General features: G+C 41.4%; 20 protein-coding genes and 1 other RNA gene. 5 read left to right on the top strand and 16 right to left on the bottom strand.

From position 1 onward, the window contains the following. Window positions 1-60 precede the first annotated feature (60 nt). Window positions 61-357, top strand: a complete 297-nt coding sequence (locus AC2D3N_RS06285; RefSeq protein WP_484693110.1) for a type II toxin-antitoxin system TacA family antitoxin — start codon at window positions 61-63, stop codon at window positions 355-357. Next, entirely contained in the window at window positions 348-869 is a 522-nt protein-coding gene (locus AC2D3N_RS06280) for a GNAT family N-acetyltransferase (RefSeq protein ID WP_484693109.1), read from the top strand. The genes AC2D3N_RS06285 and AC2D3N_RS06280 overlap by 10 nt, the downstream gene beginning before the upstream one ends. A 13-nt stretch (window positions 870-882) precedes the next feature. Here AC2D3N_RS06280 and AC2D3N_RS06275 read toward each other — a convergent pair whose 3' ends face one another. The 9 genes from AC2D3N_RS06275 to AC2D3N_RS06235 all read right to left on the bottom strand — a co-directional run bounded on the left by AC2D3N_RS06275 (window position 883) and on the right by AC2D3N_RS06235 (window position 10,630). Further along, complete coding sequence (locus AC2D3N_RS06275) at window positions 883-2,250, bottom strand: DNA phosphorothioation system restriction enzyme (RefSeq protein ID WP_484693108.1); 1,368 nt, start codon at window positions 2,248-2,250, stop codon at window positions 883-885. 173 nt (window positions 2,251-2,423) lie between these two features. Next, complete coding sequence (locus AC2D3N_RS06270; RefSeq protein ID WP_079677232.1) at window positions 2,424-2,831, bottom strand: hypothetical protein; 408 nt, start codon at window positions 2,829-2,831, stop codon at window positions 2,424-2,426. A gap of 125 nt (window positions 2,832-2,956) precedes the next feature. After that, complete coding sequence (locus tag AC2D3N_RS06265) at window positions 2,957-3,313, bottom strand: phasin family protein (protein WP_079677231.1); 357 nt, start codon at window positions 3,311-3,313, stop codon at window positions 2,957-2,959. A gap of 103 nt (window positions 3,314-3,416) precedes the next feature. Beyond that, window positions 3,417-3,513, bottom strand: an RNA gene (ffs, locus tag AC2D3N_RS06260) — signal recognition particle sRNA small type. 190 nt (window positions 3,514-3,703) lie between these two features. Next, window positions 3,704-5,953 (bottom strand): GumC family protein, encoded by a 2,250-nt coding sequence (locus AC2D3N_RS06255; RefSeq protein WP_484693107.1) that lies wholly within the window; start codon window positions 5,951-5,953, stop codon window positions 3,704-3,706. A gap of 50 nt (window positions 5,954-6,003) precedes the next feature. Then, entirely contained in the window at window positions 6,004-7,662 is a 1,659-nt protein-coding gene (locus AC2D3N_RS06250; protein WP_079677229.1) for a polysaccharide biosynthesis/export family protein, read from the bottom strand. Window positions 7,663-7,725: 63 nt separating this feature from the next. Next, window positions 7,726-8,472 carry a cyanoexosortase B system-associated protein gene (locus AC2D3N_RS06245; RefSeq protein WP_079677228.1) on the bottom strand — a complete coding sequence of 249 codons (747 nt, stop codon included), beginning with the start codon at window positions 8,470-8,472 and terminating at the stop codon, window positions 7,726-7,728. Window positions 8,473-8,484: 12 nt separating this feature from the next. Then, a complete protein-coding gene (crtB, locus tag AC2D3N_RS06240) occupies window positions 8,485-9,381 on the bottom strand; it encodes a cyanoexosortase B (RefSeq protein ID WP_079677227.1) in 897 nt (298 codons plus the stop codon). A 109-nt stretch (window positions 9,382-9,490) separates the two neighbouring features. Next, on the bottom strand, window positions 9,491-10,630 hold the full coding sequence (locus AC2D3N_RS06235; protein WP_484693735.1) for a DegT/DnrJ/EryC1/StrS family aminotransferase: 1,140 nt from the start codon (window positions 10,628-10,630) through the stop codon (window positions 9,491-9,493). Window positions 10,631-10,898: 268 nt separating this feature from the next. Between AC2D3N_RS06235 and cysH the strand changes: the two genes are divergently transcribed. Beyond that, the gene (cysH, locus tag AC2D3N_RS06230; RefSeq protein WP_484693106.1) at window positions 10,899-11,783 is read left to right on the top strand and encodes a phosphoadenosine phosphosulfate reductase; all 885 of its coding nucleotides are present in this window, start codon (window positions 10,899-10,901) and stop codon (window positions 11,781-11,783) included. Between the two features lie 92 nt (window positions 11,784-11,875). Here cysH and AC2D3N_RS06225 read toward each other — a convergent pair whose 3' ends face one another. Continuing rightward, complete coding sequence (locus AC2D3N_RS06225) at window positions 11,876-12,262, bottom strand: helix-turn-helix domain-containing transcriptional regulator (protein ID WP_484693105.1); 387 nt, start codon at window positions 12,260-12,262, stop codon at window positions 11,876-11,878. A gap of 667 nt (window positions 12,263-12,929) precedes the next feature. Between AC2D3N_RS06225 and dnaK the strand changes: the two genes are divergently transcribed. Beyond that, window positions 12,930-14,954, top strand: a complete 2,025-nt coding sequence (gene dnaK / locus AC2D3N_RS06220) for a molecular chaperone DnaK (RefSeq protein WP_484693104.1) — start codon at window positions 12,930-12,932, stop codon at window positions 14,952-14,954. A gap of 78 nt (window positions 14,955-15,032) precedes the next feature. Beyond that, entirely contained in the window at window positions 15,033-16,022 is a 990-nt protein-coding gene (locus AC2D3N_RS06215; RefSeq protein WP_079677223.1) for a DnaJ C-terminal domain-containing protein, read from the top strand. Window positions 16,023-16,187: 165 nt separating this feature from the next. On the opposite strand, the gene fbp is transcribed toward AC2D3N_RS06215, so the two are convergent. The 6 genes from fbp to AC2D3N_RS06185 form a co-directional block, all read right to left on the bottom strand. Then, window positions 16,188-17,264, bottom strand: a complete 1,077-nt coding sequence (gene fbp / locus AC2D3N_RS06210) for a class 1 fructose-bisphosphatase (RefSeq protein WP_484693103.1) — start codon at window positions 17,262-17,264, stop codon at window positions 16,188-16,190. 26 nt (window positions 17,265-17,290) lie between these two features. Next, window positions 17,291-18,427: a fatty acid desaturase gene (locus AC2D3N_RS06205; RefSeq protein ID WP_484693102.1), complete on the bottom strand. Its 1,137-nt coding sequence runs from the start codon at window positions 18,425-18,427 to the stop codon at window positions 17,291-17,293. A 26-nt stretch (window positions 18,428-18,453) separates the two neighbouring features. Beyond that, window positions 18,454-18,816, bottom strand: coding sequence for a rhodanese-like domain-containing protein (locus AC2D3N_RS06200; protein ID WP_484693101.1), 363 nt, complete (start codon window positions 18,814-18,816; stop codon window positions 18,454-18,456). A gap of 210 nt (window positions 18,817-19,026) precedes the next feature. After that, window positions 19,027-23,343, bottom strand: coding sequence for a helicase domain-containing protein (locus AC2D3N_RS06195; RefSeq protein ID WP_079677220.1), 4,317 nt, complete (start codon window positions 23,341-23,343; stop codon window positions 19,027-19,029). 256 nt (window positions 23,344-23,599) lie between these two features. Further along, the gene (locus tag AC2D3N_RS06190) at window positions 23,600-24,400 is read right to left on the bottom strand and encodes a hypothetical protein (protein WP_484693100.1); all 801 of its coding nucleotides are present in this window, start codon (window positions 24,398-24,400) and stop codon (window positions 23,600-23,602) included. A 212-nt stretch (window positions 24,401-24,612) separates the two neighbouring features. Continuing rightward, window positions 24,613-26,787 carry a WD40/YVTN/BNR-like repeat-containing protein gene (locus AC2D3N_RS06185; RefSeq protein ID WP_484693099.1) on the bottom strand — a complete coding sequence of 725 codons (2,175 nt, stop codon included), beginning with the start codon at window positions 26,785-26,787 and terminating at the stop codon, window positions 24,613-24,615. Window positions 26,788-26,974: the final 187 nt, after the last annotated feature.

Genomic DNA, 26,974 nt, shown 5'->3' with positions numbered 1-26,974 from the left:
TTAACCTGGAATCAAGTAAGAAATAGGCAATTTAGCTTAGCTCTCACAGAGGTAGCAGTTATGTATGGGTCAGAATCTCAAGAGTCAGTCAGCCAAACCCGCGAGGTAACGATCAATATCCGAGCCAAGCAGAGTCAACGTGATTTTATCGATAAAGCGACTAAAATACAAGGAAAAAGCCGATCAGAGTTCATGCTTGAAACAGCTTACCAAGAAGCCCAAGATGTGATTTTAAGCCGCTGTTTTTTTGGGCTAGAGCAGGATGAATTTCAGAAATTCGTGGCGCTGTTAGATGCACCACCCATGAAAAATGAGAAATTACGGGCATTGTTAACCACTAAATCGCCGTGGGATTAGATCGAGATCGAGACAAACTCAGCCCCCCTGAAAAACTAAATTCGTTACATCAAGTTGAAAATTTTGATTCGGGTAACAGTCAGTTAGATGACTGGCTGAAGCATCGTGGTTGGAAAAATGAGTTAGAAGGGGCTTCCCGCACTTATGTTCTTTGTCTGGGTAAAGTCGTCGTTGCCTACTACTGTCTTGCCAACGGCGCAGTAGCTCAAACTATTGCCACAGGAAGAGTTCGGCGTAATATGCCCGATCCAATTCCGGTCATGGTGATCGGAAGATTAGCCGTTGATCGGCAGTGGCAAAACCAAGGTATCGGGCGTGCTATGCTACGAGACGCGATTCTTCGCACGCTACAAGCGGCTGAAATTGCGGGAATACGAGCAATTCTCGTCCATGCGATCTCGGAAGATGCAAAGCTCTTTTATCAGAAGTATGGTTTCACTGCCTCAGTGATCGATCCGATGATATTGATGGTAAAAGTTAGTGATGCTATTATTTCACTTAAGTTAGGGTGAAAGCCTTGGGTTGCTATAAATCTAATAACCCATATCGTTTTTGCAACTGAAGTAATTTTAATCTCGCTTCCCCGGCATTATCAGCTAAATTGGCAAATTCCAAAAACCTTTTTAACTCTTTTCTTAACAAATTTCGTTCAACTTCTAAGGTATTTCTATCCAAATCTGGCGGTAATACAATCATATCAAATAACGTTGCCCTTTCTTTCCCTGGATGGGGTCTTAATATTCTTCCCCGTCGCTGAATAAATTGCCGAGGATTACAACTACTAGCTAATATTACCGCATTTTTAATCGCTGGAATATCAACTCCTTCATCTAAACAACGAATAGCAACTAACCCTTGTAATTCTCCTTGTTCAAATTGTTGGCGTAATTTTTCCCGTTCAATTAAAGGAGTTTCGGCGGTATAAGTATTCACCCGATATCCTAATTCTGACCCTAACAATTCAACCGTGGCTTCTAATTGTCGGGGGGAATAATCCTCTAGGGTTTCTACACTGCCATCCCCACAATAAAATAAAGTATGAGTTGTATGTAACCGGGTTTTCATTAACTGACGTAGGGCATCTAACTTATTACTGGCGGAGGCAATTAACCGAGATCTTTGAATTAATAAAGCGGTGATAGTTTCGTTCTGTTCCCAGTCTTTATCCTTGATCAATGCCCAACCAATGCGAGTGGTTAATCGATGATAAGCTCGACTTTCGGCTTCGGTTAATTCGACTAAAATTGGATAATATAAATACCGCACTAACGCCCCTTGACGAATGGCTTCAGCTAGAGTTAATTCCGGTTGTAAAACTGGCCCAAAATACTCTAAAATAGCATCGCTGCCACTTTGGTCAAAATGTCGTTCAGGAGTCGCAGAAAGGGCTAATCTCAAGCCAATATTTCGGGGTAAACTTTCTTCTAACTTGGGACTTCCTAAATTATGGGCTTCATCCCCAATGATCAGAGTTTTTTCTGGAAAATAACGAATTTGAGATTGCAAACCTTCAGAAATTAAGGTAGAATTAGTGGTAATAACCGTTAAAAAAGACTGAGTTCCGGCTCTTAATTGATAGAGTTCCACCGATAATTGTTTTTGCCAATGACGGACACTTTCAAAAGCTAAAATCGGTTGTAATCCAAACTTTTTAGCCTCCTTTTCCCATTGAATTACTAAATGGCGATAGGGGCAAATAATGATAATTGCTTGTAATCTAATTTGATCATATAATTGAGTAGCGATCGCCAAAGCAGTAATGGTTTTACCGCTTCCCGTTGCCATTTTTAACGTTCCCCGCCCTCGATTAGCAAACCAGTTATTCACTGCTTGCTGTTGATACTCTCGTAGATGCAAAGATAAGGGAATTTGAGGAATACAGTTATCAGTCATCAGTTAATTCAGTTATCAGTCATCAGTTAACAGTTATCAGTTAATTCAGTTATCAGTCATCAGTTAATGGTGAATTTATTAACTGATTATCCCAAGTCAGAAACTCAATTATTAGAAAACCTAAAAAATCAATCCCCATTACTCACTCGTAATTCGCAATTCGCAATTTGTAATTACCCTTCCCAGTCTGGACAGGTTTCTGCTTGGGCACCCATTGGGTGCATTCCACAAACTAATAAATTTCCCCCATAAACTTGTCCGTGATAATGTTGGCATCCTCGACAAGCCGGATGTTCGGTTTCCGTGGGTTGAATATATGTGACAAAGGGATCAAAATGTTCATCCTCGTCCTCTAAATCCAAATCCAAATAAATATCAATAATCGGTTCAAAGATATCATTGATATATTCATCCAATTCGGGAAGAATTTTATTTTGTACCTCATCGGTAATTTCTTCCGAGATCTTGGTGAGTTCGTTTAGTATTTCGTTCAATTCTTCAGTCACGTCTGTAAAAAACTTCTCCATGTCAGAAACGGTTGTTTCTATCGCTTCTACAATACTTTTTGACCAATCTTCCATGACACTGATAACCAGTTTTCTAAATAATTTATATAAAATATAGCAAAAAACAGCTATACCAGAATTCTAGTATAGCGCGATTGAATTAACCCTTCACCTTGAATTTTTTCTGTCGGGTCAACCTCCTAATCTTTCTGGAGACGACGCAATTCCTCCTGTAAATCCCGCACCTGGTCTTTTAACTGATCAACCCCATTATCCCCAGAATCATCATCATCAGAAATCTCAATCCGACGAGGTTCTGGTTTTTTGGATGGGGGCGTGGGTTCATTCGTCGGTTGTTGCACTTGCTGAATCGTATCTTCCACAAAACGACGCGCTTCTTCTGTGGTCATTTCGCCCCGCTTGACTAGCTCATCGGCTAGTTTTTGGGCATCTGTGCGTAATTCTGCCAGAGTTTTACTAGCTTTTTCACCCGCATAGGAGGCTAAACCCACCCCTAAATAAACCGCTTTTTGGACAAGATCTCCGAAACCCGCCATAACGACTCCAGTTTCTTAAAATATTAGTAATTACACACTTGCTGGCTAAAGGTTAATCAACTTGGTCTGTAATCCGTTTTCAATCCCGATATCGTCTCAAAAAAGTGACCCGGAGTTTACGCCTATCAGAAGCATCCCGTATTGCTGCCACCTTCCGGTTCTGACAAGATTTGGGCGTTCCAATCGCATAAGTCCAGGTCATTTACTACTATAACACAATTTTTGATTTTGCAACCCAAAACCCTAAATCAATTTCAAATTACGAATTACGAATGGGTAATCGGTAATAGTTTACTCCCCCTGCCTCCCTCCCCTGCCTCCCCTGCCTCCCCTGCCTCCCCTGCCTCCCCTGCCTCCCCTGCCTCCCCTGCCTCCCCCTGCTCCCCCTGCTCACTTCCTCGCCCTAGCAGGTAATCGTTTCTGCTTCTTATTAGGAGCTTTAGGTTTTAACGCAGGTCGAGGGCGAGGTTGATCTCGAACCGGTTGGTCATGTTCGAGGGAGTCTTCCTCAAAGTAGTCAACAAAAATATCCGCCCCATTCACAATTGCCCCTAAAAGTCGCGGACGATATTTTTTGGGATCGGCTGACTCGGTATCCATTAATCTGTCCGTAACCTCTCCTAATAGCCCCGAGGCGGTGTAAATTGGACGGGTAACAATTACCATCCCATCGGTGTAGGGTTCCAAGGTTAAAACATCATTATTGCCTTCTAAAGCCGGACTATCCACCACCACAAAATCAAACCGATAGCGGACTTCTTCTAACAAACGGCGCAATTCACTCGATTCTAAAACCGTTGCTGGGTGACGCACTCCCCCCGGACTGGGAATCACATATAAGTTAGCCACATCGGGAACTAGACGAATACAACCATATAAATCTCCATAATATTGTAGGGGTTCCACCGCACTCTGGGAATCCAGGGCCAATCCTAAAGATTCTACTTCCGAAGGTGATCGCAAATCCGCTTCAATTAATAGAGTCCGTTTACCACTGCGAGCCGCGGCGATCGCTAAATTATAGGCACTTAAGGTTTTTCCTTCCCCGGTTCCCACACTGGTGATTAAAATAACTTTAGGAGATTTATTTCCCACCCGTTGTAAATTACTGCGAATTTTTTCATAAAATTCCAGATAGGGGGAATAACGTTTAAGTAACAACGGTAAAACATAATCTTCTGGGAATAAAAACACATTAGGCACCACACCCAAAAGGGGAACTTCTCGCTCTTTAAACGCTCCTTGAATTTCTTCCCAGGTGTAGAATTTCCCACTCAACATTCCCAGGACAAAAATAATCACCGCCCCGCCTAAAACTCCTCCGAGTCCTCCCATTGCCAGAATTAAAGCCATACTCAACGCTTTAGGAATTTCGATATCAGGAGCCTGTGCGTCTTTGGCGATCGCTAAACTACTAGTAATTTCAGCTTCAGCCGCTTTCGCATCCACTAACTTCACCTGCATTTGATCATACAAGGCTTTTTTATAAGCTACTTGCTGTTCTAGCCGTTGTTTTTCCGATTGTTTATTCGGAATATCAGCATAATTCCGCTTGAGGTCTTCTCCGGTTTTTTGGGATGATATTAATTGTTGTTCTAAACTTTCCTTTTGAGTTTTTAACCCAATTAAATTTTGAGCTAATTGTTGACGAGTTGGATCAAGAGAAGAATCAACCCTAATTTTATCCACACTGACTAAAGGAGCCGCAATTCCACCTCCTCCCAATACTTCTGAAGCTCGAGATTGTAACTGTTTTTCGGCGGCTTGTTGACGTTTGACTAATTCTGCAACTAAAGGATGTTGATCTTTATAATCCTTGCGTAAAACCACTAATTGGGATTCGATTTCATACAATTGAACCCGCAGTTGAGCAATAATTGGATCAGAGGCTAACGCTTGAGCCACAAAGGCTTGGTCAGCATTTAATCCCAACTGAGATTCTAAACTCATCACTTGAGCATCTAGGGCATCTAACTGTAACTGAATCTGTTTTTGCTGCTGTTCATTGGCTAAAATTGCTGCGGGTAAGGAGCCACCTTCTAAACTTAAAATTGTAGCTCCTTCCCGTTTATCATAATTTTCTAACTCTTTTTCTGCCTGTCTCAATTCTGCTTCGGCTGGTTTTAATCTTTCTTGAATTAGATTAATAATACTATTTAATTGTTGAGTATTAATGACACGACTTTGTTCATACATTGTTTTCATAAGTTTATTCACAAAAGTTACCGCCCGTTCTCGATTAGGATCTAAATAAGCAATGGTAATTTTCATCGGAGAACCGGGAGCATCTTTAGTACCAGCAGCGGCCGGCTGCACCTGAATCGATAATTTTTTTTTCAATTCCTCATTCGGAACCAGATGATATTCTTTCAGAATCGGTTCTAAAATGGCTGGAGGAAGTAACATTTCAGAAGTGAGTTGTTGTCCTTGTTGTTGAATCACCTCCCCGGTTTTAGAAAAGATCACCGGACTACTTTGACCCATCAGAATACCCGTTGCTTTATAGGGAGGAATAGCCGGAGGTTCCATCAACATTGCAGCGGCTCCCGATGCCCCTAACGCTACAATAAAGGTGGCAAAACCCGCCAATTTATATTGATCAAAAGCAATTAAATATCGTTTAACAATCGGTAAAGTCATAATAATATGGGTAATGGGTAATAAAAAATAGGATGATAGGTATTAACTGCTTATTTTTTCTTGTTACTATTACTGCTACCACTACTACTACCACCAGGACTAAATAGATTTTCCACCCCGTTTTGTAACTGTTGGAAAAATAGGAGAAATCCGAGAATATCGCGAAAAGGTTGAGTAAAAGTATTTAAAGCAAAACTCACCCGAGTGATTAAATTGCGGTTAACAACAATCACATCATTGTCTTGTAATAAAACATTATCCGTGGCATCCCCCGCTAATACATTTTTACCATTTAAAAGTTGTTTTGTGGGTTTTCCAGTTTCTGGATCATAACGAATTAAAGCAATTTCCTGTAAATCCGCTAAATTCAAAGGAACGGAATTTAATACATCAATAAAACTACTACCATTTTGTAATGCTACCGTTCCCACCGTACTCACAGGATAACTCAAAATTCTTACCGTAATTTGAGGACTGGCTAAGGTTGATGTCGCCACCAACCGTTGATCATAACCTGACCCTTCATCCGGTTGTAGTTTCGGGATAATAATAGCGTCGCCATTTTGTAATGAAACATTCGGTAAAGCCGTAGCTTCTTGAATGGGAGTATACAAATCGATAATATCTTCGATTAAGCGACCATCGGCCGTCATCCGACAAATCAAAACCGACCGTAAATCCGAGGTGATTCTTGCCCCACCAGCAGCTTGAATAGCCGTTGTTACCTGTCCACTGCCTGGGGGAAGTTGATAAAATCCTGGTCGGGTGACATCTCCCACAATGGTTACACTAACGGCTGTGGGGGCGGCGGCCAAACTATAGGTTTCTAAAATATTCCGAGTTGGCCCTTGATAGGCCCGCACCTCCTGGGAGGGAACCACAATCACATCCCCATCTTCAAGTAACAAATCCACAGGTCTCACGCCTAATAATAACGGTGTCAGCAAATCCACATCCGTTTCTACCACCTGGCCATTAGCTAAGGTACGCCGAATTTTGACCATTCTTAAATCCGCCGCCGTTGTGGTTCCCTGGGCCGTTGTCAGGGCAATCGGGAGTTCAGGACTGGCTAAGGGATAAAATCCGGGTCTAGCCACTTCCCCGGTCACCGTCACCCTGACCGGACGCTGGGTTAATAGGGAAAGATTGGTTTGGGGATTTTGGACAAAAGGAGTTAAACGGCTATTAATAATCCTTTGTACCTGCTCCAAGGTTAAATCCTGAACCCGAATGGCTCCAATTAAAGGTAATAAAATCGCACCATCGGGGGTAACGGCCGTAACGGGGACGCTGAGATCATTAGAACGCTGGCCATTAATAAATACATCAATATAGAGTTGATCCCCTGGGCCAAGACGATAATTGACCCCGCGATTTTCACTTAAACGCCGGAAATAAATATTATCAATGGGGGGGGCAACGGCTCCAGAACGGTCTAAGACGGGATTTCCGGCCCGGTCAAACAGTTGTATTATTTGGGGCCAGGTGGGTTGGGGAAAGCTCGGGGGCCGTAACTTTGCCCCCGGATAGGGTTGGGTGACTACTCCTTGGGGAATCACACATTTTTCTGGAAGATTGACGGTTTGGGCCATAACCCTTTGTCGGCTGGAAAATCCCCAGAGCAAGGTGGCGAAACAGACTATCCAACTGGTGGAATAAAGACTGGCGAGGACTAGGGATACAAAGGTCTGGCGACAACGTTGATTCATAATTAACTCATCTAGCAGCGTCGGTGAAGGAATTGTGGTGTAGCAATTGTGATGTCTACGCAGTTAGGACTCATACTGAGACAGCAAACCTGTTTTTGCCTCCCCATTCCCGGTTCCGATGTTCCCTGCTATAAATAAGGCTTTAGCCATTAGGGATGCTTGTATACTTTCACCCAGGGAAACGGCCACGGGCCAGACATCCTGAATATTATCTAAGGGTTTAATCGGAATCAAAAGACTAACACCCACCCAGGGGGCGCGATGCTGATGGAGTTGGGCCCAACGATCAATCCAAAACCAACGACTTGGGGCGGGATTTCCACCGTTTGGCCAAGCGTACCACTGAGTCACGGCCCAGGTCTGAGTTGCAGTCCAGGCTCTAAAAAATTGAACTTCAATTTCCGCCGGGCTAATTTCACCGGCGGTGGATTTTAGGGAAAAGCGATCGTAACTGAAATCATCGGTTTTCCACCCGAGCAATCCATTCAGATCCATCCATTCCAGTTGAGGCTGATCTTTATAGTAATTTTGAGGAAATAATAGCACCGTTGCTGTCTGATTATCGCGTTTTACTTCTTGTTTTAACCACTGTTTACTGCCCGCACCCAAGGATTCAATTTTAACCGTTTGCCATCCTGGAATTGTCAAACCTTCCTTTCTAATGGTTTGAAGTTGGGGCAAGGTTTGGAGTTGGGGCATATCCATCCATGACCACTTTTGATTAATATAGCCCGGCAGTGCTGCACCGATTAATAATACCATCATTAAGATGACAATGATAATTTTATACTGTTTTTGTTGCAGAATCATATTAGTTATCAGTTATTGATCGGGTTGTTCTAATGGATCTTCGGAATCGATTCCTATATAATGTTGTAAGCCATTAATTAATACAACTAATAAACCCAACATACAGGCTGAATATAAATCTCCGCCCCAACCTTCATGCAGCCAGGAAAATAACCCCTCTTGACCTGTGCCATGGAACAGAGTTAACAAGGTATTGCGAATAATATTGGCAATAATACTAATTATTGCCGCACTCAATAAAAAGAAGATACTTAATTTTTTTGAACTTAAAAGTCCTGTCCAGTACAGTAACATTAATCCAACATAAAGACTGGTAAATAACATTTTTAACCCGGAACAGTGTGGGGCAACTTCAACAATTTGATCATTCACAAACAAATAAATTTGTTCTACCTGAACATTCAAGCCAAACTGAATCAAAATAAATCCAGCAACATGAGCAATAAATTTCTGCAAAGGTAAGGCTAGGGGTTCTATTAAATAGGGTAAATGATGGGGGGTTGCTAGTAATATAAACACTAAGGGCATTTTTTGTAATTTTAAGCCTTCAATTCCTTTAAACGATAGGCAAAGTCCTGCCAACATTAAAGGAAAAGAAAGATTAACTAAATCTGATAAACCGCTCCAATAAAAACCACTCCCAATCAGAATTAATCCGATGCCTAACGGATGGCTGGTATTGGGTAAACGTTTCCACTGATGTCGTTTTGTCCAGGCAATATAAGCTGCAAAAGGCAACCCAATTAAACCATGACTAAAATATTCATGTTCAATGCTGATCGTTTTATGCAGCCAACCGTCATACCAATGAATTAAAAGTGGTGCATACAACAACACCATTAACACAACAATCATCCAATTTAATAGAGATTTTTCCAGCGTGATTGGAATTTTACGATTGATTTTCATAACACTTATTGACGGTTAACCGTTGACCTGAAAAAGTAGGGGCGGGGTCTCCCCGCCCAAGGAATTTCCTTGCCCAAGGAATTTCCTTGCCCAAGGGATTTAGGATAATCTAAGATATAACAGACCCAATTGATGTCAAAACTCGATTAATTTGGTTAGTTGTTAATCCGGGATACATGGGTAAGGATAAAATTTGTTGACTTAATTTTTCAGCTTGAGGAAAGTCTCCTTCTTTGTAACCTAAATATTGATAAGCGGGTTGTAAATGGCAAGGAATTGGGTAATGAATTCCGACCTGTATTCCCTGTTCCGTTAATCTATCTTTGAGGGTATCACGATTAACCGCCGATTCTTCCGTTACCCGAATCACATAGAGATGATAAACATGACCATCGGCACTCTGATTTTCAATCGGAATAATACCCCGTTCTCGCAGTAACAGAATAGACGCATCATATTTTTCCGCAGCAAAATTGCGATCGTGATTCCAAGTGTTTAAATGGGGTAACTTAACATTTAGAACGGCGGCTTGTAAGGTATCAAGACGGCTATTTGTTCCTTTTTCGGTATGGAGATATTTTTGAGGAGCTCCATAATTGCGTAGACTCCGCAGATTTTGGGCAACAATTTCATTCTGGGTTACAACCATTCCCCCATCCCCAAAAGCACCCAAATTTTTACTCGGATAAAAACTAAAAGCCGCAGCTAACCCAATACTTCCCGCAACATAACTTTCTCGCTCGGCTAGGTGGGCTTGGGCTGCATCTTCAAAAATAATTAAATTATGGGCCTGAGCAAAAGCAAACAGTTGATGGGGGGAAACCATTTGGCCATAGAGATGCACCGGAATAATCGCCTTGGTTTTTTTAGTGACCACCTGATCCGCATGGTTGAGATCAATCAGGGCCGTATGGGGGTCACAATCGACTAATATTGGAGTGGCTCCCGCGTGTAATACCCCGATCAGCGTAGCCACAAAAGTATTAGCCGGAAGCAGAACTTCATCCCCGGGTTTAATTCCACAGGCTTGTAAACCCAGAGCGATCGCATCGGTGCCACTGGCCACTCCTACCCCATACGGCACACCACAGGCTTTAGCAAAGGCGATTTCAAATTCTGTTAGGGCGTGACCTAAAACAAAGTCGCCCTTATCTATTACAGCCTGGATCGCGGCTTGAATTTCGGGTTTAAGGGGTTCGTGGATCAAACTCAAATCCACAAAGGGAACAGAAGTTAGGGTGCTAGTCATACAGGAACCATGAGCATACATCAGCAACACCAGCATAACTTAACCTTTAGCAGCCAACTTCTGATCTGATCATTGCAGAAACGATTTATTGTAAAATTAAAACAGAATCCATAAAGTCACAAAATATCAGGGTCGGGTTAGCTGTAGGGGTGTTCCAAACCCTTTGCATAAGGTTAGAAAGTGCGAAAATGACTAACCCTGGTAATCCAGTGTTAAGTCAATTCCCAAGGCCCTTTATCGTTTACTAACAAGGGAAACCACAAAAACTATGCCACAATTGAATCTGATCGATCCCAATGTCAACGGGAATCTCGGGTATGTATCTTCTCCCGTTACTAACGGTCACACTTCTTTCCAACAGCACCGTGATCTTCGGGATCAAACCTCAGAGCATAAGGCAATTCCAGGGATTCAACCACTCGAATTCGATTTGGATGCAACTAATCAACAATTGATTGATGCCGATGCCGTTACTATTGTCAAATGGGCGACGGAAGTATTTGGGAATGGCTTGGTCATGAGTACCAGTTTTGGAATTCAAGCGGCGGTGATGTTGCATTTAGTCACTAGCGTTGTTCCAAATATTCCGATTATTTGGGTTGATACGGGTTATTTACCCACAGAAACCTATATTTTTGCCGAACAGTTAACAGAACGCCTCAACCTAAATTTAAAAGTCTATCAATCTCCGATGAGTCCAGCCCGCATGGAAGCACTACGCGGTCGATTATGGGAAAAAGATGATATTGAATCCTTAAACTATTACGACAAAATTCGTAAGGTTGAACCGATGCAACGGGCTTTAAAAGAATTAAAGGCGACGGCTTGGTTAGCGGGATTACGCGCCGATCAAACCAATCATCGCAAAACCTTAAATCCAGTTGTTCAACATTCGGGGAGATACAAAGTTCATCCGATTTTGTCTTGGAATTCTAGGGATATTTACCAATATTTAACAGCCCATGATTTGCCCTACCATCCCTATTTTGATCTCGGTTATGCCACCGTGGGAGATTGGCATTCTAGCCGTCCTTTAATGGCAACGGATGAAAATGAACGGGATACTCGTTTTCGCGGCTTAAAACAGGAATGTGGTTTACATCTACCCCAAACGGAAGAAGAAGCAAAAAGTTTGGATTCCAGTTACTTATAGGTCAGGTATTTTCCCCCCATCCCCCGTCATATATTTTGGGGGATTTTTTCTTGCGAAAATATTACTCCCTGGGGGTTCACCAGAGGGCGTTTTCAAAGTTGGGTGTAAAATATCCATATCAAAAATTGAAGTAAGTCACCTACCCTACGGTTTAATAGCCAGTTATGATTTTCATGTTCAACCGCAACCGTTAATTTTAACCCTAACGTATTTAACCACAACCCTAATAAATAAATTTCTCGGCTTCCTTCAATTGATAATAACTGTTCTAATGCTTCTAAATGTTGATTAAGTTGTTCCTGAGACAGTTTGCCTTCCCCTAATGCCTTTCCTACATTTGCTAAAGCCTGTTTTAGTAATAAAGGTTCAGGATCTTTTTCTTCCATAATTGCCTCTAAATACCCGGCTGCTTCTTCGGGGTCTTTAAGACTTTCAATTAAAAAATCATGGTATAGCAAGAGGCAATAGGGAATAGGCAATGGGCAATAGGTAAATACTTACTGTGAGCAGCTTTTAGCTTTCAAGAATGTCCTAATAGATGTGGCGACTGCTATAACTTAAATTTTTAATTCCCGTCTGCATGGTTAACTCCTTTGACACTCCCTGTGCCTAAAGGCGTGGGGATTCTTGGTTCACCGAAACCACTTAATCAAAGTACCTTGCAGTGCTTTAACCAGAGGTGGGATTCTCCCCAAGCTAAAGAGCGGGTATGCCCTACCCTATTCGCACGAATGCGAGTTCTTTTTGACTTGAAACTAATTGGTTTCAAAAAAACTGGTTGTTGAGCTTCCCACGAATCTTTTACCCACTGCTGGGGGAAACTAGAACTGTGCAGTAGAACCCTATAGATTCACTTGTCAAGGTGAGCGCGTTTTGCCGTTAGGCATACTAGGTTTTTAGACAGGTTGTTTACCTTTTCGGTGTGACTGGAAATGGTAGCACAATCAGATGTCAATAGACAACCTAATATAAAGCCTAAGTAGAACTTAGGGGTTTTAAACCCATTTTTTCGATAATCTTTCCCATACTTGCGAAAATATTACGCCCGGGGGTTAACCGCACGGGTCAGACGTTACAATGCGTAACAACACGATAGAATAGGAGTGATCTAGCCAGAAACCATATAGACAAGGAGATAAGCAACGCATGGGCAAGGTAGTCGGCATTGACTTGGGAACAACAAACTCCGTGGTGGCGGTCATGGAGGGCGGTAAACCCGTTGTGATTGCTAACTCTGAAGGGATGCGAACCACCCCCTCCGTGGTTGGGTTTACCAAGGAAGGAGAACGCATCGTGGGACAGATGGCTAGACGACAGGCGGTTTTGAATCCCCAAAATACCTTTTATGGGGTGAAACGACTCATGGGTTGTCGCTATTCTGACCTCACCGCCGCCTCTAAACGGGTTCCCTACACGATGCGACGGGATGAAACCGATAATATTCGGATTAAATGTCCCCGGGTGAATAAGGATTTTGCCCCGGAGGAACTTTCGGCGATGATCTTAAAAAAATTAGTCGAAGAAGCGACCCGCTATTTAGGGGAAGAAATTACCGGGGCTGTAATTACGGTACCCGCCTATTTTAATGATTCTCAAAGACAAGCGACCAGAGATGCTGGACGCATTGCCGGATTAGACGTTAAACGCATTTTAAATGAACCGACGGCGGCTTCTTTAGCCTATGGTTTGGAACGGCAAGATTATGGCACGATTTTAGTCTTTGATTTGGGCGGTGGCACCTTTGATGTCTCGATTTTAGAGGTGGGAGAAGGGGTATTTGAAGTTAAGTCTACCTGTGGAGATACCCAACTGGGCGGAACGGATTTTGATCAGAAAATTGTCGATTGGTTGGCGGAACAATTCCTATCAGAAGAAGCGGTGGATTTAAGGCGCGATCGCCAATCTTTACAACGCTTAACAGAAGCTGCCGAAAAAGCTAAAATAGAGCTTTCCGGGGTGGGAGTAACCGATATTAATTTACCCTTTATTGCCGCTACCGAAGATGGCCCTAAACACTTAGAAATTCGCCTGACTAGAGGGGAATTTGAGGGGTTATGTGGGGATTTAATTCAACGGTTACGCCGTCCGGTCAAACAGGCCTTAGCCGATGCCGGATTAACCTCTAATGATATTGATGATGTGATCTTAGTCGGGGGTTCTACCCGAATGCCCATGGTGCAACAATTAGTGAGAAGTTTAATTGATTTAGAACCGAATCAAGGAGTTAATCCCGATGAAGTAGTGGCTGTTGGGGCGGCAATTCAAGCGGGTATTTTGGGGGGAGATGTGCGGGATGTTTTATTATTAGATGTAACTCCGTTATCCTTGGGATTAGAAACTATTGGGGGAGTGATGAAAAAATTAATTCCTCGCAATACAACTATTCCCGTGCGGCGTTCTGATATTTTTTCAACTTCTGAAAATAATCAAACTTTAGTGGAAGTTCATATCCTACAAGGGGAACGAGAATTAGCCGTTGATAATAAATCTTTAGGGCGATTTAAGTTAACTGGGATTCCTCCCGCCCCCCGAGGGGTTCCGCAAGTTCAAGTGGCGCTGGATATTGATGCCAATGGTATTCTACAAGTCACCGCTTTAGATAAAACCACCGGACGGGAACAAAGTGTAATTATTCAAGGGGCTTCTACCCTGTCTCAAGAAGAAGTGAATCGCATGATTAAGGATGCGGAAAAGTATGCAGAAGTTGACCGTTTGCAACGGGAAAAGGTCGAAAAACGCAACCGCGCCCAAGCTTTAACCTATCAAGCAGAACGACAATTAAGGGAAGTAGCCTTAGATTATGGAATGCAATTTGCTCAACGTCAACGGTCAAGAATTGAAACCTTAATTCGTTCTTTAAGAGATAGTTTAGAACGGGATGATGACCGAGGAATTGATCAAATTAGTGTGGATTTACAGGACGCTTTATATGAGTTAAGTCGGGAAGTCTCCGTCTTTACCATGGAGGATGATGAGGATGATTTATTTGGTTCCATTCGCCGAACTTTTTCTGGTGAAAAACGTCGAGTTGATCCCTATGAACCTCAAACTCGCAGTTATCCCCGTTATGACCAACGCAATAACAATGGTAGTAGTTTGGGCGGGGGTACAACTCGTTCCCGTCGCCCCACTCAAACCGATAATTGGGATGATGATGATGATTGGTTGTAATAACCCTAGAAACCCCTGGAAACCGGGTTTCTACTAAATTTAAATTAAATTTAACCTTTAAAATCCTAACATCAACCTATGCAAAATTTTCGGAATTATTATCAAATTTTAGGGGTTTCGCGTGAAGCATCCATTGATGAAATTAAGAAGGCCTATCGACGGCTCGCCAGACAATATCACCCCGACTTAAATCCTGGGGATAAGGAAGCCGAAGAAACCTTTAAAGATATTGGAGAAGCCTATAATATTTTATCCGATCCTGAAAAACGAGCGCAATATGATGATTACAGTCAATTTTGGAAACAAAAAGGGTTCCAAGATTGGCAAAAAAATGCTTTTTCCGGCCTGAAAAACTGGGGGAGTCGTCGGACAATTTCTCAAACTGAAGATGTAGATTATGGGGATTTTTCGGATTTTGATACCTTTGTTGACCAATTATTAGGACGGCGGCGAGAAGTCCGAACCGTTGACCCGAAAGCGGCTCAAATGACGGCGGCTGACCCCTATAATTCCCCTCGGACAAAAGCCGTTTATAAACCGACTCCTAGGGAAACAAAACGGGATATTGAGGCGCGATTAACCTTACCTTTGGAAAAGGCCTATACTGGCGGAACAGAACGGATTCGTTTAGAAGATGGACGGTCTTTAGAAGTGGATTTACCCCCGGGAATGGTGAAAGGTCAACAAATTAGATTAAAAAATCAAGGGATGAATGGCGGGGATTTATTTTTAAAAATTAATATTACTCCCCACCCCTTTTTTAGATTAGAAAAATCGGAAATTTATTGTCAAATTCCGGTCACTCCCACGGAAGCTATATTAGGAGGAGAAATTGATATTCCGACTTTAGATGGTTTAGTTAAAATGCGTTTACCTTTGGGAGTTGTCTCCGGTCAACGGTTACGATTAGCAAATAAAGGGTATCCCAATCCTCAAGGAGAAAGGGGAGACCAATTAATTGAAATTCAAGTGGTTATTCCTAAAACCATTACTCCCCAAGAACGAGAATTATATGAACAATTACGTCAAATTGAAACCTTTAAACCCCGTCAAAATTTAAGGTTTTAATAGTATAGCGCTAGGGAACAGGGAACAGGGAAAGGGTTTCAGAACTCAAAAGTGTCCTAACTGTAATGCGTGGCGCTATATATAGCAATCCTAAATCGATTGTAATATTTTACCGTAGGGGTTGGGTCTCCCAACCCTCTTTGCGCCTGGGTTGGGAGACCGTTTTTATTCAATTCCTCCTTCTTGTTCCCGACGTTTGCGATCTTCAATAAATGATTTAACTAACATTACATCCTCTTTACTTCCAATAATTAAAGGGGTGCGTTGATGCAGTTTTCCGGGAATCACATCTAAAATTTCTTGAGCTCCGGTTGAAGCCATTCCTCCGGCTTGTTCAATTAAAAATGCCATGGGTGCAGACTCATATAATAACCGTAATTTTCCCTCGGGTTTCTTAATCGTACCCGGATATAAAAACACACCGCCTTGATATAAAATTCGGTGAACATCTCCCACTAAAGCCCCACTATAACGGGCCGTATATCCTTCATGACGATGGACATAACGGGTATAATCTCGAATGGATTCATCCCACTGCCAAAAATTCCCTTCATTCACACTATAAATCGGCCCATGATCTGGAATTTTAATATTCTCATTCGCTAGAATAAATTCTCCCAAACTCGGGTCAAGAATAAACGCATGAACCCCGGTTCCAATAGAATAAACGAGAATCGTACTTGGGCCATAAAGAATATATCCGGCGGCAATTTGTTTGCGTCCACTTTGTAATAAATCCTTCGCCTCCCCGTCTTCATCATTACCTTCTTGTTGACGAATCGCAAAAATTGATCCGACATTTAAGTTAGTATCTAAATTCGATGAACCATCAAGGGGATCATAGAGCAAAGTATAGCGTCCAATCGGGCAATTTTCGGGAATATAAAAGGGTTTTTCCATTTCTTCGGAGGCCAAACGACAGACTAAACCGCTTTGTTTGAACACCGAAATAAACACGGAATTGGAATAAACATCCATCTGTTGTACGGACTCTCCCTGCACGTTTACAGCCCCGGTAAACCCCAACGCATCATCCACTAAACCCGACTGAGATAGGCGACGGGCGATGAGTTTTCCCGCCAATCCGATGCGATTCATTAAAGCACTAATATCCTGAGCATCGTGGGAAAAACTCTGGAGTTGTTGGAGAACATGACGGGATAAAGTGGTGCAATCTCGATCTAAGTAATATCCTTGATCAATAGCATCGGAAAAATTAGATTGAACAGATTGATCTACCATAATCAAGGGTCTCCATGTTAGGGGGTTTAAACGGACTTAATCGCTGCTGGCATTTTGTTTAGAGAATTTAAAGCAGTAGCTTGACGAAATGACCGGATTGAGACTAGACGGTTAGCCGTAGAATCCCAGAGAATAAACTTAAAACAATCAGGAATATCTGAAATTCTCAGGGTTTTGACCCCGGCGAGTAAATGTATATTCTGATTATGACAAGCTTCGAGGTTATAGTTGGGGATTCTTTCACAAAGATGATGAATATTATGATAGCCAATATCGGCGGAAAACCACTTTAAAATCGGAGGTAATTCCAGGTAACTACTGCCCTCAATTGCCCCTCGGAGATAGTCCCAACCTTCGGTTTTATGGGCGTAGGAACCCTCAAAGTTATGTTGTACAAAAAACACACAAATAAACAGCGCCGCTGAACAGGTTAGGGTGATGGAATATACTGTCCAGAAAAACCCCCATCCCAGATAATGACTGAGGATAATCCAGCCCCCAACCACACAAATATTGTTAAAAAGTAGATCCCAAAATTCCCCAGTAGTATACCAATTTCTGGATTGATAAGATGAAAAACGCTCCTTTAAACTAATATTAGGATCTTGTTTGAAGGAAGTTAAAATATGAACAAAACAACCATAAATTCCTAGGATTAATGCTAGTCTAGGTTTAATGGCTAGGTAGAAAAACCCGCCCGGAAAAATCATGAATGGATGTCTGAGAAATTCATACCACCCCTGAGCCGATGGACTCAGTTTAGCAAATTCCTCCGTGGAAATTAAAGCCGAGGGGCCGCGATAACGTTCCCAGTCCCCATTGGTTTTGTGGTGATAGGCGTGTCCTCTTGACCAGGGATATTGGGGGATGGCGTTAATCACACCCAGGACAAAACCCACAACTCGATTCGCCTTTTTTGAACTAAATAGGGAGTAGTGTCCGCAATCGTGCATTAAGGAAAAACAACGGACTGAAAATAGGGTGATTAACACCATAATCGGTGGTAGCAACCACAGAGAAATAGCGGCGGCTTTAACGGCTAAAATCCATAACAGCAGATAGGGAATAACGGTATTTAAGATTTGATAAGTTCCCCATAAATTATTACTTTTCCTGTAGGGAGAAAGGACAAAATCTGACTTTTTGATTTGAGTTTCTATCATTATTATTGAAATAAAATGGATATTTTTTAATATCGGGAAATCCGGGGATTAACTAAAATTGAATAAGCATCAATTCCCCCATTAATATTTTTTACCTGGGTAAAACCTTGCTGAATCAACCATTGACACATTTGGGCAGATCTCATGCCATGATGACACAGAATTAAGGTTTCTTGGTGCGGGTCAAGTTGAACTAAAATTTTATCTGACCAGTCGCTATATTGACTTAAAGGATAGTTAATAAATCCTTCTATTTTCGCCATTTCAATTTCTTGAGGTTCCCGCACATCAATTAACTGAATCTCTGCTTGGGAAACCGTTTTAAGTAAGTTTTCTAACTCTTGAACACTAATTTCTGGAATCGGTTGTGTAAAAAATTGTTCTGACATAAAAATGTACCTAATATTCCTGATTCGTAGTGAGCCCTTCAGGACTCTATCATATCTTTAATTAATCACCTAAATCACAAATTAACCTACCTCTACTGATTACTCCTACACTGATAACTGTTACAGACGCGCCATGGCACATCTCTACTGATGACTGATTAAACTGATCACTCTTACACTGATAACTGATGACTGATAACCGATAACTGATTAAAGGGAGATAATACTAGAAATTCCCCGAATATGCAACTCTACCCTCGGCTTTTCATCTCGATAAAAAACCGTGCCTCGATAATCCCCCGTGATACTATTAAAAGAAAGTTGATGACCGTCAGCCACTTCTAATATTAATTCTCCAATTCTGACTTTTCCTTGTATCCCATCGACATCAATTTGTAGGGCTTTGGAACTATAAATATCCGTCAAAAGTACCCATAAACTATTATTCCGTTTGGCTCGTTTAACTTGAATATGACCAATTTGGAAACTAAAGCCATCGGCTTCTGGCCCCAAAAGGCGGATTTTTGTGCCGGGGGGTAGACCCTGAACCCTGTCATCATCCAGGTCAGGATTCGCCTGGGAGGGGTCGGGAGGCGAAAGTTGGAGTAATTTGGGATTTTCGATTAAATCCACCCGGGGAGGGTCGGAATTGAGGGTGGTGGGATCGATGTTCCAATCCTTGGCCCGGCGAGTAATATCTTGTTGAATTTCCTGCGCCCGGATGGGTTCGGCAACTAAGGCATATTCTTTTTGTTTGAGTTTAGTTGCTAACCATCGTTGTTGAGCAAACTGTTTTAAAGCGGGTTCATTACTACTAATAAATCGCTCATAAAATTTAAGAGTGGGGACTAATTCCCCAATTTTTTCTAAAGCAATTCCCACCTCAACCACGGCTAACTTTTGTCGCCAGTTGGAGACCGATAGGGCTTTTTCAATTAAGGCTAAATAGCGACCCCGAAAATCCCTGGCTTGTTCAGGGGTTAAATTAGAACGGGAAATTTGTCGAATTAGTTCAAACCTAAATAGAATGGTCTCTAGTTTACCACATTTTTCGATCGCTGCGATCGCATCAATCCAACGTTTAATTCTAATTAAATAATTAATCCAATCCCGCAGACGATTTTGTCGCTCTAAAGCCCGTCCTAAACAATCTAACTGTTTAATCCATTGTTGATTTCCCGACTTCCCAGATTTTTCCCATTCCACAATAATTCGTTCAAAATCTAAGGCTTTTTCCAAATAGGGTAAACCTTCAGGAAATCCCGATAATTCAGCTTTAGCCAGATAATATTCTCGTTTTTGATTTGCCCCGCTTTCTTGCCAACACCGAACAGCCCGACGTAAGTTTTTAGCCCGATAATAACAATCTCCAGCTAATTCTAAAACCCCATGGTATTTGGCTTCATCTAATCCCTCTAAAACCTCTCCTAACCGTTGCCATTCTTCCGGGTCTAGGATTTTTTCCCGCATCAATATTCTCACTTGACGACTATAATCCTGTACCGCCGATTTCCAAGCCTTAACTAAACGGTTTTCTTTAATCAGTTGACTACTCAAACCTTCCTCTAAAAATTGAGTAAATTGTCGAATATTGGGCAAGGTTTTTGACGTTTGTGCCATAAATTCAACCAAGGGTTTTTCTATAGTTTTTTTCTGGGGAAATTGATGATACCATTCCGCTAAAGCTTGCCAACACATTCCATCCCAGAAACATTCCCACGCCTCTAATTCCTGACCTCTTTTCAGGAATAAACGCCCCGCTTCTCGAAACCGTTTATCGAATTTTAAAGCAAAGGCTTCACATAAATCAGATCTTTCTAAATATCCTAATTCTCGATAAAATTGTTTCGCCCGTCGTAGGTCGGCGGCATTTTTTTGATTCCGACCATTCTCTTCAAATTTTTGGGCTTGGGAGGCTCGGTTATCCCGTTGTAATCCATCTAAATTATCCCCCCAACGGACTCCTCCGATATAGGTTTGCCAATGCTCCGGTTTGTTAACTTGATTTAACCAATATTGATCATACTGTAGAGACGAGCCACGGCGCGTCTCTATCTCTATCGCAGGGTCTGTTTCAACTGTTGCATATTGCCATAAACAGCGATCGCCAATTTCCGTATCAATAATGACTAAATCCGACATTCCTCGACTAGCTGCGACATAAAGTTTATTAAAAAAGTATTCTAATTCTAAGGGATGATTCCCCGTCCCTTGAACATAATCAATTAAAGGTTTTTTATTAAATTCCTTGGCAAATTGATCCCCAAATTTATATAAAATAACCAGAGGAAATTCTAATCCTTTTGCTTGAATTGCACTCAAAATATTCTTAGGAGGATTTTCTTCCGTAGCATCGGGAAATAAAGGGGATAAAAATTCATCTCGTCTAATATAGTCTAACTCCCCTCCCGCTTCACAGGGAACAATAAAAATCGGGGATTTTTCAATATGTTGTTTGAGGGAGTCGGCGGAAAAATTATTCTGTTCAAAAATAAATTTTTGCGGGGTGGGAGACTCCAGATAAGATTGCCAAGACTCCTGGGGTCTTAACTCTTGAATTTTAAATAAAATATGTCGCCATAGATGAATTAAATTCGTGACTTTGACAATGGAAGGACTTGATCTATAATTAGATTCAAGCTCATAAAAAGTCATGGTTAAATTAAGTTTTCGCGTCGGGTCAAGGGCGGCAATCACTTGATCAAAAAAGGTCGCCTTGACGCTTTCCCAGCGAAATCCCGTGGGGTTTAGGGTCTGAAAGGGATCTCCAGCAAAGGCAAAGGGTAAACACCAAACCGGGGGGTATAAATCACAATGGGAAAAGATGGATAACTGCATAATTAAGCGCAGTTCTAAACTGGTAAAATCCTGAGCTTCATCACAGAAAATAGCCGTATAAACGGGTAAATTATCTCCACTAAATTCCAAAACTTTTCTAATCAAATCTTGATCATCCCAATAGCTTTCGCGGGTGGTTAATTGATAATACCAAGGCCAAACTTGCCGATAAATGGCTTGAAAAATATCCAGGGATAAACTCCGTTCTCGTCGGGGAATTTCTTCATAATCATCGGGGGTCATATACCCTTCATTTTGTCCCGTGAGGGTATAACCTTTAATAAAGGTTCTAATAATATGCCAACAAAGTTCGGGGGAATAACGACTATAGCGACGGCTACACCGTTGCCTAAAATCATGGAAACTAATATATTTATCGGGATCAAATTTATCGCTTTCTTCTGGGGGGAGTAAACTTAATAAAAACTGTTGAAAGGATTTAAAACAAATATCAATCGAGGGTTTGTTTCCCTGTCCATCGGCTTCTAATAGAAATTTATGGTGACTTTTGAGGAGTTTTTTTACCCCTTCTTTGGCTTTCCCTAATAATTGTTCATTATAGGTTAAAAACAAAGGATGGGGCACCGAGTTTAATCGTTGACGATGTTGTAAATAATATTTTTGATATCGATAACAATAATCGGCAAACAGATAAAATAACATGGTTGATTTGCCACTCCCCGCCCGTCCATTAATAAAAACTGGCAGGGAACTATTACTAATTTCTGGGGTAGATAATTCATGGAGAATTTTTTCTTCCTCCATCGATAACGCCCAATTAATTCCAAATTCCTGCTCAATTTCTAACCAGATTTCCGAATCTCCTAATAAATAATCGGGATAGGAGCGGCGGGTATAACGGGCTAAATCCTCTAAGGTTAATTCCTGGGTTAAAATATTACTTTGATTAGGGTTTTCTGAGGTTTCTCCCGAAGTAGAATTAAACAGACGGGTGATTTGACCGACTTCTAAAATATCCTGGGAATTGGGATAATGATCAAAGGTAGAAAGTAAAAATAAAACGCTGCGGTTGGGAGTATCGCAGGTGAGAATCCAACTATAAATAATATAGCGATTTTGCTCCGGTTGCCCGGCAATTTCAATCCCTAAAAAGTCAGTGGGTGTAATTTCAATTCCCGACTTTTTCTCCACCAAACTATCCACAATGTCATAATAAGTCCGCCATTGCAGTTGAGTGTCGGGTTGTTTAAATTGTGTGACCCAAATTTCACTTTCACAAATCACCGCATCGGTGGTATTTTTAATCCAATCTGGCCCTTTTAACCAAATTTGACGTAAATCTTCGGGCAAACTGGGGCGACGGGGAAAGGATTTTTGTTCTTCCCGTTGAGCATTAATACTATTTTCTAATTCTTTGGGATCAATTAACGAATCTAAATGACTGATACCATATTCATCGGGATTTCTTAAAAATGCCTCATACTCGTTTCCTCCCCGGGGAAAAACCGCCAATAAACATAAAATGGGGTCATTATTCACCCAGAGAATTTTGCCCAGTAAACGCAAATTCCGCACCGGTCGCTTTAAGTAGGGATAATTCCACTCAAACAGCGCCTGCACAGCCACTGTCCCCTGAGTCTTGATGGTGACGAGTAATTCTGCCACTTGACTCTGGATGCCCTGCTGTTTCGCTTGTGCGTCGAATGTCGGGGTTGTGTAGATTAGCATGACTTCGATTTTGACACAATTTCATTGATGTCACCATAAAGTCATTTTGCGTTATTTAACGGGAAAATATCAAATCGAGTTGAGGAGCAATCGTCAACTGTTAATGGTGATCCCTGCAATCCTGGATATTTTAGGACATTTTGGGATCTCAAACCCTCTAAAAATACCAGAATCAGCAGCAGCCAATGTATTACTTTTGAAGCATGAATGTTTCCTTTGGGCTTTTGAATCTGGTATTACGCCTTTTTAAACCAAATTAATCGACATAATTTTGCATTTTCTCATCTATTAAATGGGCTGATGATGGTAATAAATGGGCTGATGGTAATGGTTCATCTCCTTTAACAAAATTGATCGTAATTTGATCGATATATAAACCAAGGTGAAGTAAGAGGAAGTCGATAAAGATAACGACTCCTAGCATTTCTAACGCGTCTTCTGATGTGCTAGTGAACATATAAATTAATTGTTTATTGCCGATTGTATCAAAAATCAAAGCAGAGATCATTTCCATTCCTAAAGCTCCCATCACATATGTGATGGCGGCAATAATTAATAATTTTCTTTGTTTGATAGGAAAAGACCAAACGAATTTTAGGTAAGACAATCCGAGTAAAAAAACAATCGGTATGGCAATTACAACCCAATTAAAGGTGAAGACTCCTTGTTTTTTAATCCCAGCTATTGAGGAGAGGTTAGTAGCTAGGGCACTGTTAGTTAAGGCATCATGAAGTTGAACTCCTTCATCCCAGCCTAAAAGTAGAAAAATTACAGCCAGAAAACCCCAATGAATAGTATACCGATCCCCTTTTTCTTTTTTAATAAAAGTAATTAAGGCGCATAAAAAAGAGACAAACCAAAGAATGAGAACGGAAAATAGTGTCGGAATATTGCGTTCTGTCCCTAAATTAAAAATATCTGAGAAGAACTCAAAAATTCTATTGTCTAAAAATTTACTAATTATTTCTGTTAATAAACTTAAGCTAGTCAAAATACAAATAATAACCAGCAAAAATTTAATAATTTTTTTGGCAGAGATGGGAATATTTAGATTCATATCTGTTGTTAATCCAAATTATAATCGGTTTCAGCTTAACACTAATTTAACCTGGCAATAACCTAATCTTAACGTTTCTTTATATTAGAATGGAAGCGGATAAAAACAGTTATGAACACTACGGTAAAACACCTCTAGCTCCCCTCTAAACTCATTAAAAATGAGGGGGAGCATTGTGGGGGATCAAAATGTCAATTAACTCAACGAATCATTCAGAAAGGTTGTCCATAAATAAACCCATTACCACCTGTTCCTAAAAAGACGCGACCAAATACTTTCATATCTCCGGTTAATACCCGTGAGCTTCCCCAATATCCTAGAGGATAATCAGCTATTCTTAACCAAGTTGTACCGGAGTCTGTAGAGCGAAATACCCCTGATTGATTAGCGATCTTACCATGAACAAACAGCGTTAGATTCTGACGATTGGGGGCTGCTTTACCAAAACCAATGGTTTGACTTTCTTCAACCTGGGAAATTTTGATAAAATCTTGACCAAAATTGCGGGAGTAATACAGTCCTTGGTCTTGTAAACTCACCCAAACTTCTCCCTCTTGACCGGGAACAGTTTTTACCCTGGCTCCTTGCCAAACACCTCCAGGTAGCTTGTCATTAACAATTTTCCAGGTTTTCCCCCCATCATCACTGCGAAATAATCTTCCCTTAACGTGATGATAAAGATAAAATGTTCCGCCTTTAACCCCATCGGCGGCTAAAATTTGTTGACTATTCCATAAGTGGCTATGGGCTCCTCCGCCCATATCAGGTTGTTCAAAAGCATCAATTTTCTGCCAAGTTTTCCCTCGATCTTGCGTAAAATAGGGCGGTTTATTATCACTAGGTTGCCAGACAATATTATTAACATCCGTAGCGGAAACCGCCACATTCCCAAAGACTAAACTGGGAGGATGGGTTTTCTCGGTAATAGAAGCAAAATTTTGCCAAGTTTTGCCATTATCTTCGGAAAATCCCGCCCGAATTACACTGGGATCATGATGACTTGCACCCACAGAAACAATAAAGTTAGGATCACCTGCACTATAGGCAAGACTGGTAGTAGTATTAAATGCTCCGTTTCCATGGGTAGTTTGGGGAAAGGTGTCTAAATTTTGATGACGAAATCCATCAAGATCGGCGATCGCAGTAATTAAACTTGCTTCTCCTGGGGGACTGATGGCATCAAAAGTTACGGTTTCCTCGATCCCATTCACTCGGACTGACCAATTAAGAGTTTGATCGCGGTTATTTTCTGTTTTTAAAACTCCTAGTCCCGTGGTTAGCCAAAGATGATTAGGATGGACGGGATCAATAGCAATTCCTCCGGTTAATGTCCACCAACTCCAAGTCGGCCACCAAGGAATTCGATCCAAATTATTGTTTAATTTTATCCAAGTTTTTCCCCCATCTTGTGACCGATAAATTCGGGTAGGGGTCAAAGGATAGGTGGCAACAAATAGGGAATTACTATCTTGGGGATCAACGGTAATGGCACTATAATTCTTATTCAAGGAGGGAGTAATATCTTGCCATCCCTCGGTTGTGAATTTCCAAACTGCACCCTGGGGATCTTTTTCCCTCAAATACAAAGTTATGAATAATTCTCCCTTGGAGTTGATCACAGCTTGTTGGGGAACTAAATCAGAATTCGATAATTTTTTTAAAACTTGCCAGGTTTTTCCGGCGTCGTTGCTGTGATAAATTCCTTCCCCTGATACTCCTGCATAAATACTTTGAGTTTTCCCCTCTAATATTCCTGATTTCGGATCAAAAATAACAAAGCTAACTCCGGCTTTATTTTGAGTTTCAGAATGGGGTTTTCCTAGAGGTAATTGTTGGGGATCGATTTGTTGCCAAGTATTCCCCCCATTTTCAGAGTGCCATAACCCATTTAATCGCGAGCCAAAGTAAACGATATTACTATTATTCGGATCAATGGCTAAACGTTCTCCCGTCCAGCGCCACCATTCATTTCCTCCCATCGGTAAAGAAAAAGGCAGAATTTGCCAAGATTTCCCCTGATCTTCTGATTTCAAAAATTTCCCAGAAGGTGGTTCTCCCGAGTTCGTTTTAGTATAAGCTCCGGCTGCTAGATAAATCAAATTGGGGTTTTGGGGAGTAATGGCTAGACTTTCAATATTCAGGGACACGGGTTGGGAAATAGTTTGGGCACTCAACAATTGCTCCCAACGTTGCTCATTTTCCAGCCAACGAAAAGCTCCCCCGGCATCAGTTCTAGCATAGATCAGATTGGGAACCGTTGGATGAATCACAATTCCGGTCACAAATCCGCCGCCGCCAATTTTAACTGGACTCCAAACGTATTGTTCGCCCGTCTGGGTTTTAAAGTGAGATTTATGGGTGGTTTGGGGTGTTGTATTAGAAGACATAATAGATATGGAAGATTGACAAGCAATGATGATCAACAAAGTCCCAACTGCGAATACCAGGGTACTTGAGCGTAAGAGATAGGGTATTTTCACGGAGTTACTGACCTTTCAGGCACGATCTGAACTCAGTGTAATCCACAATTGATAGATAATTTTAATTAAACCAACATTGATCATCTTAAATCAA

This window comes from Planktothrix sp. PLAVEN19ND (assembly GCF_057220675.1).
Note: the sequence above shows the minus strand (reverse complement) of the source record. Positions and strands in the feature narration are given on the sequence as shown.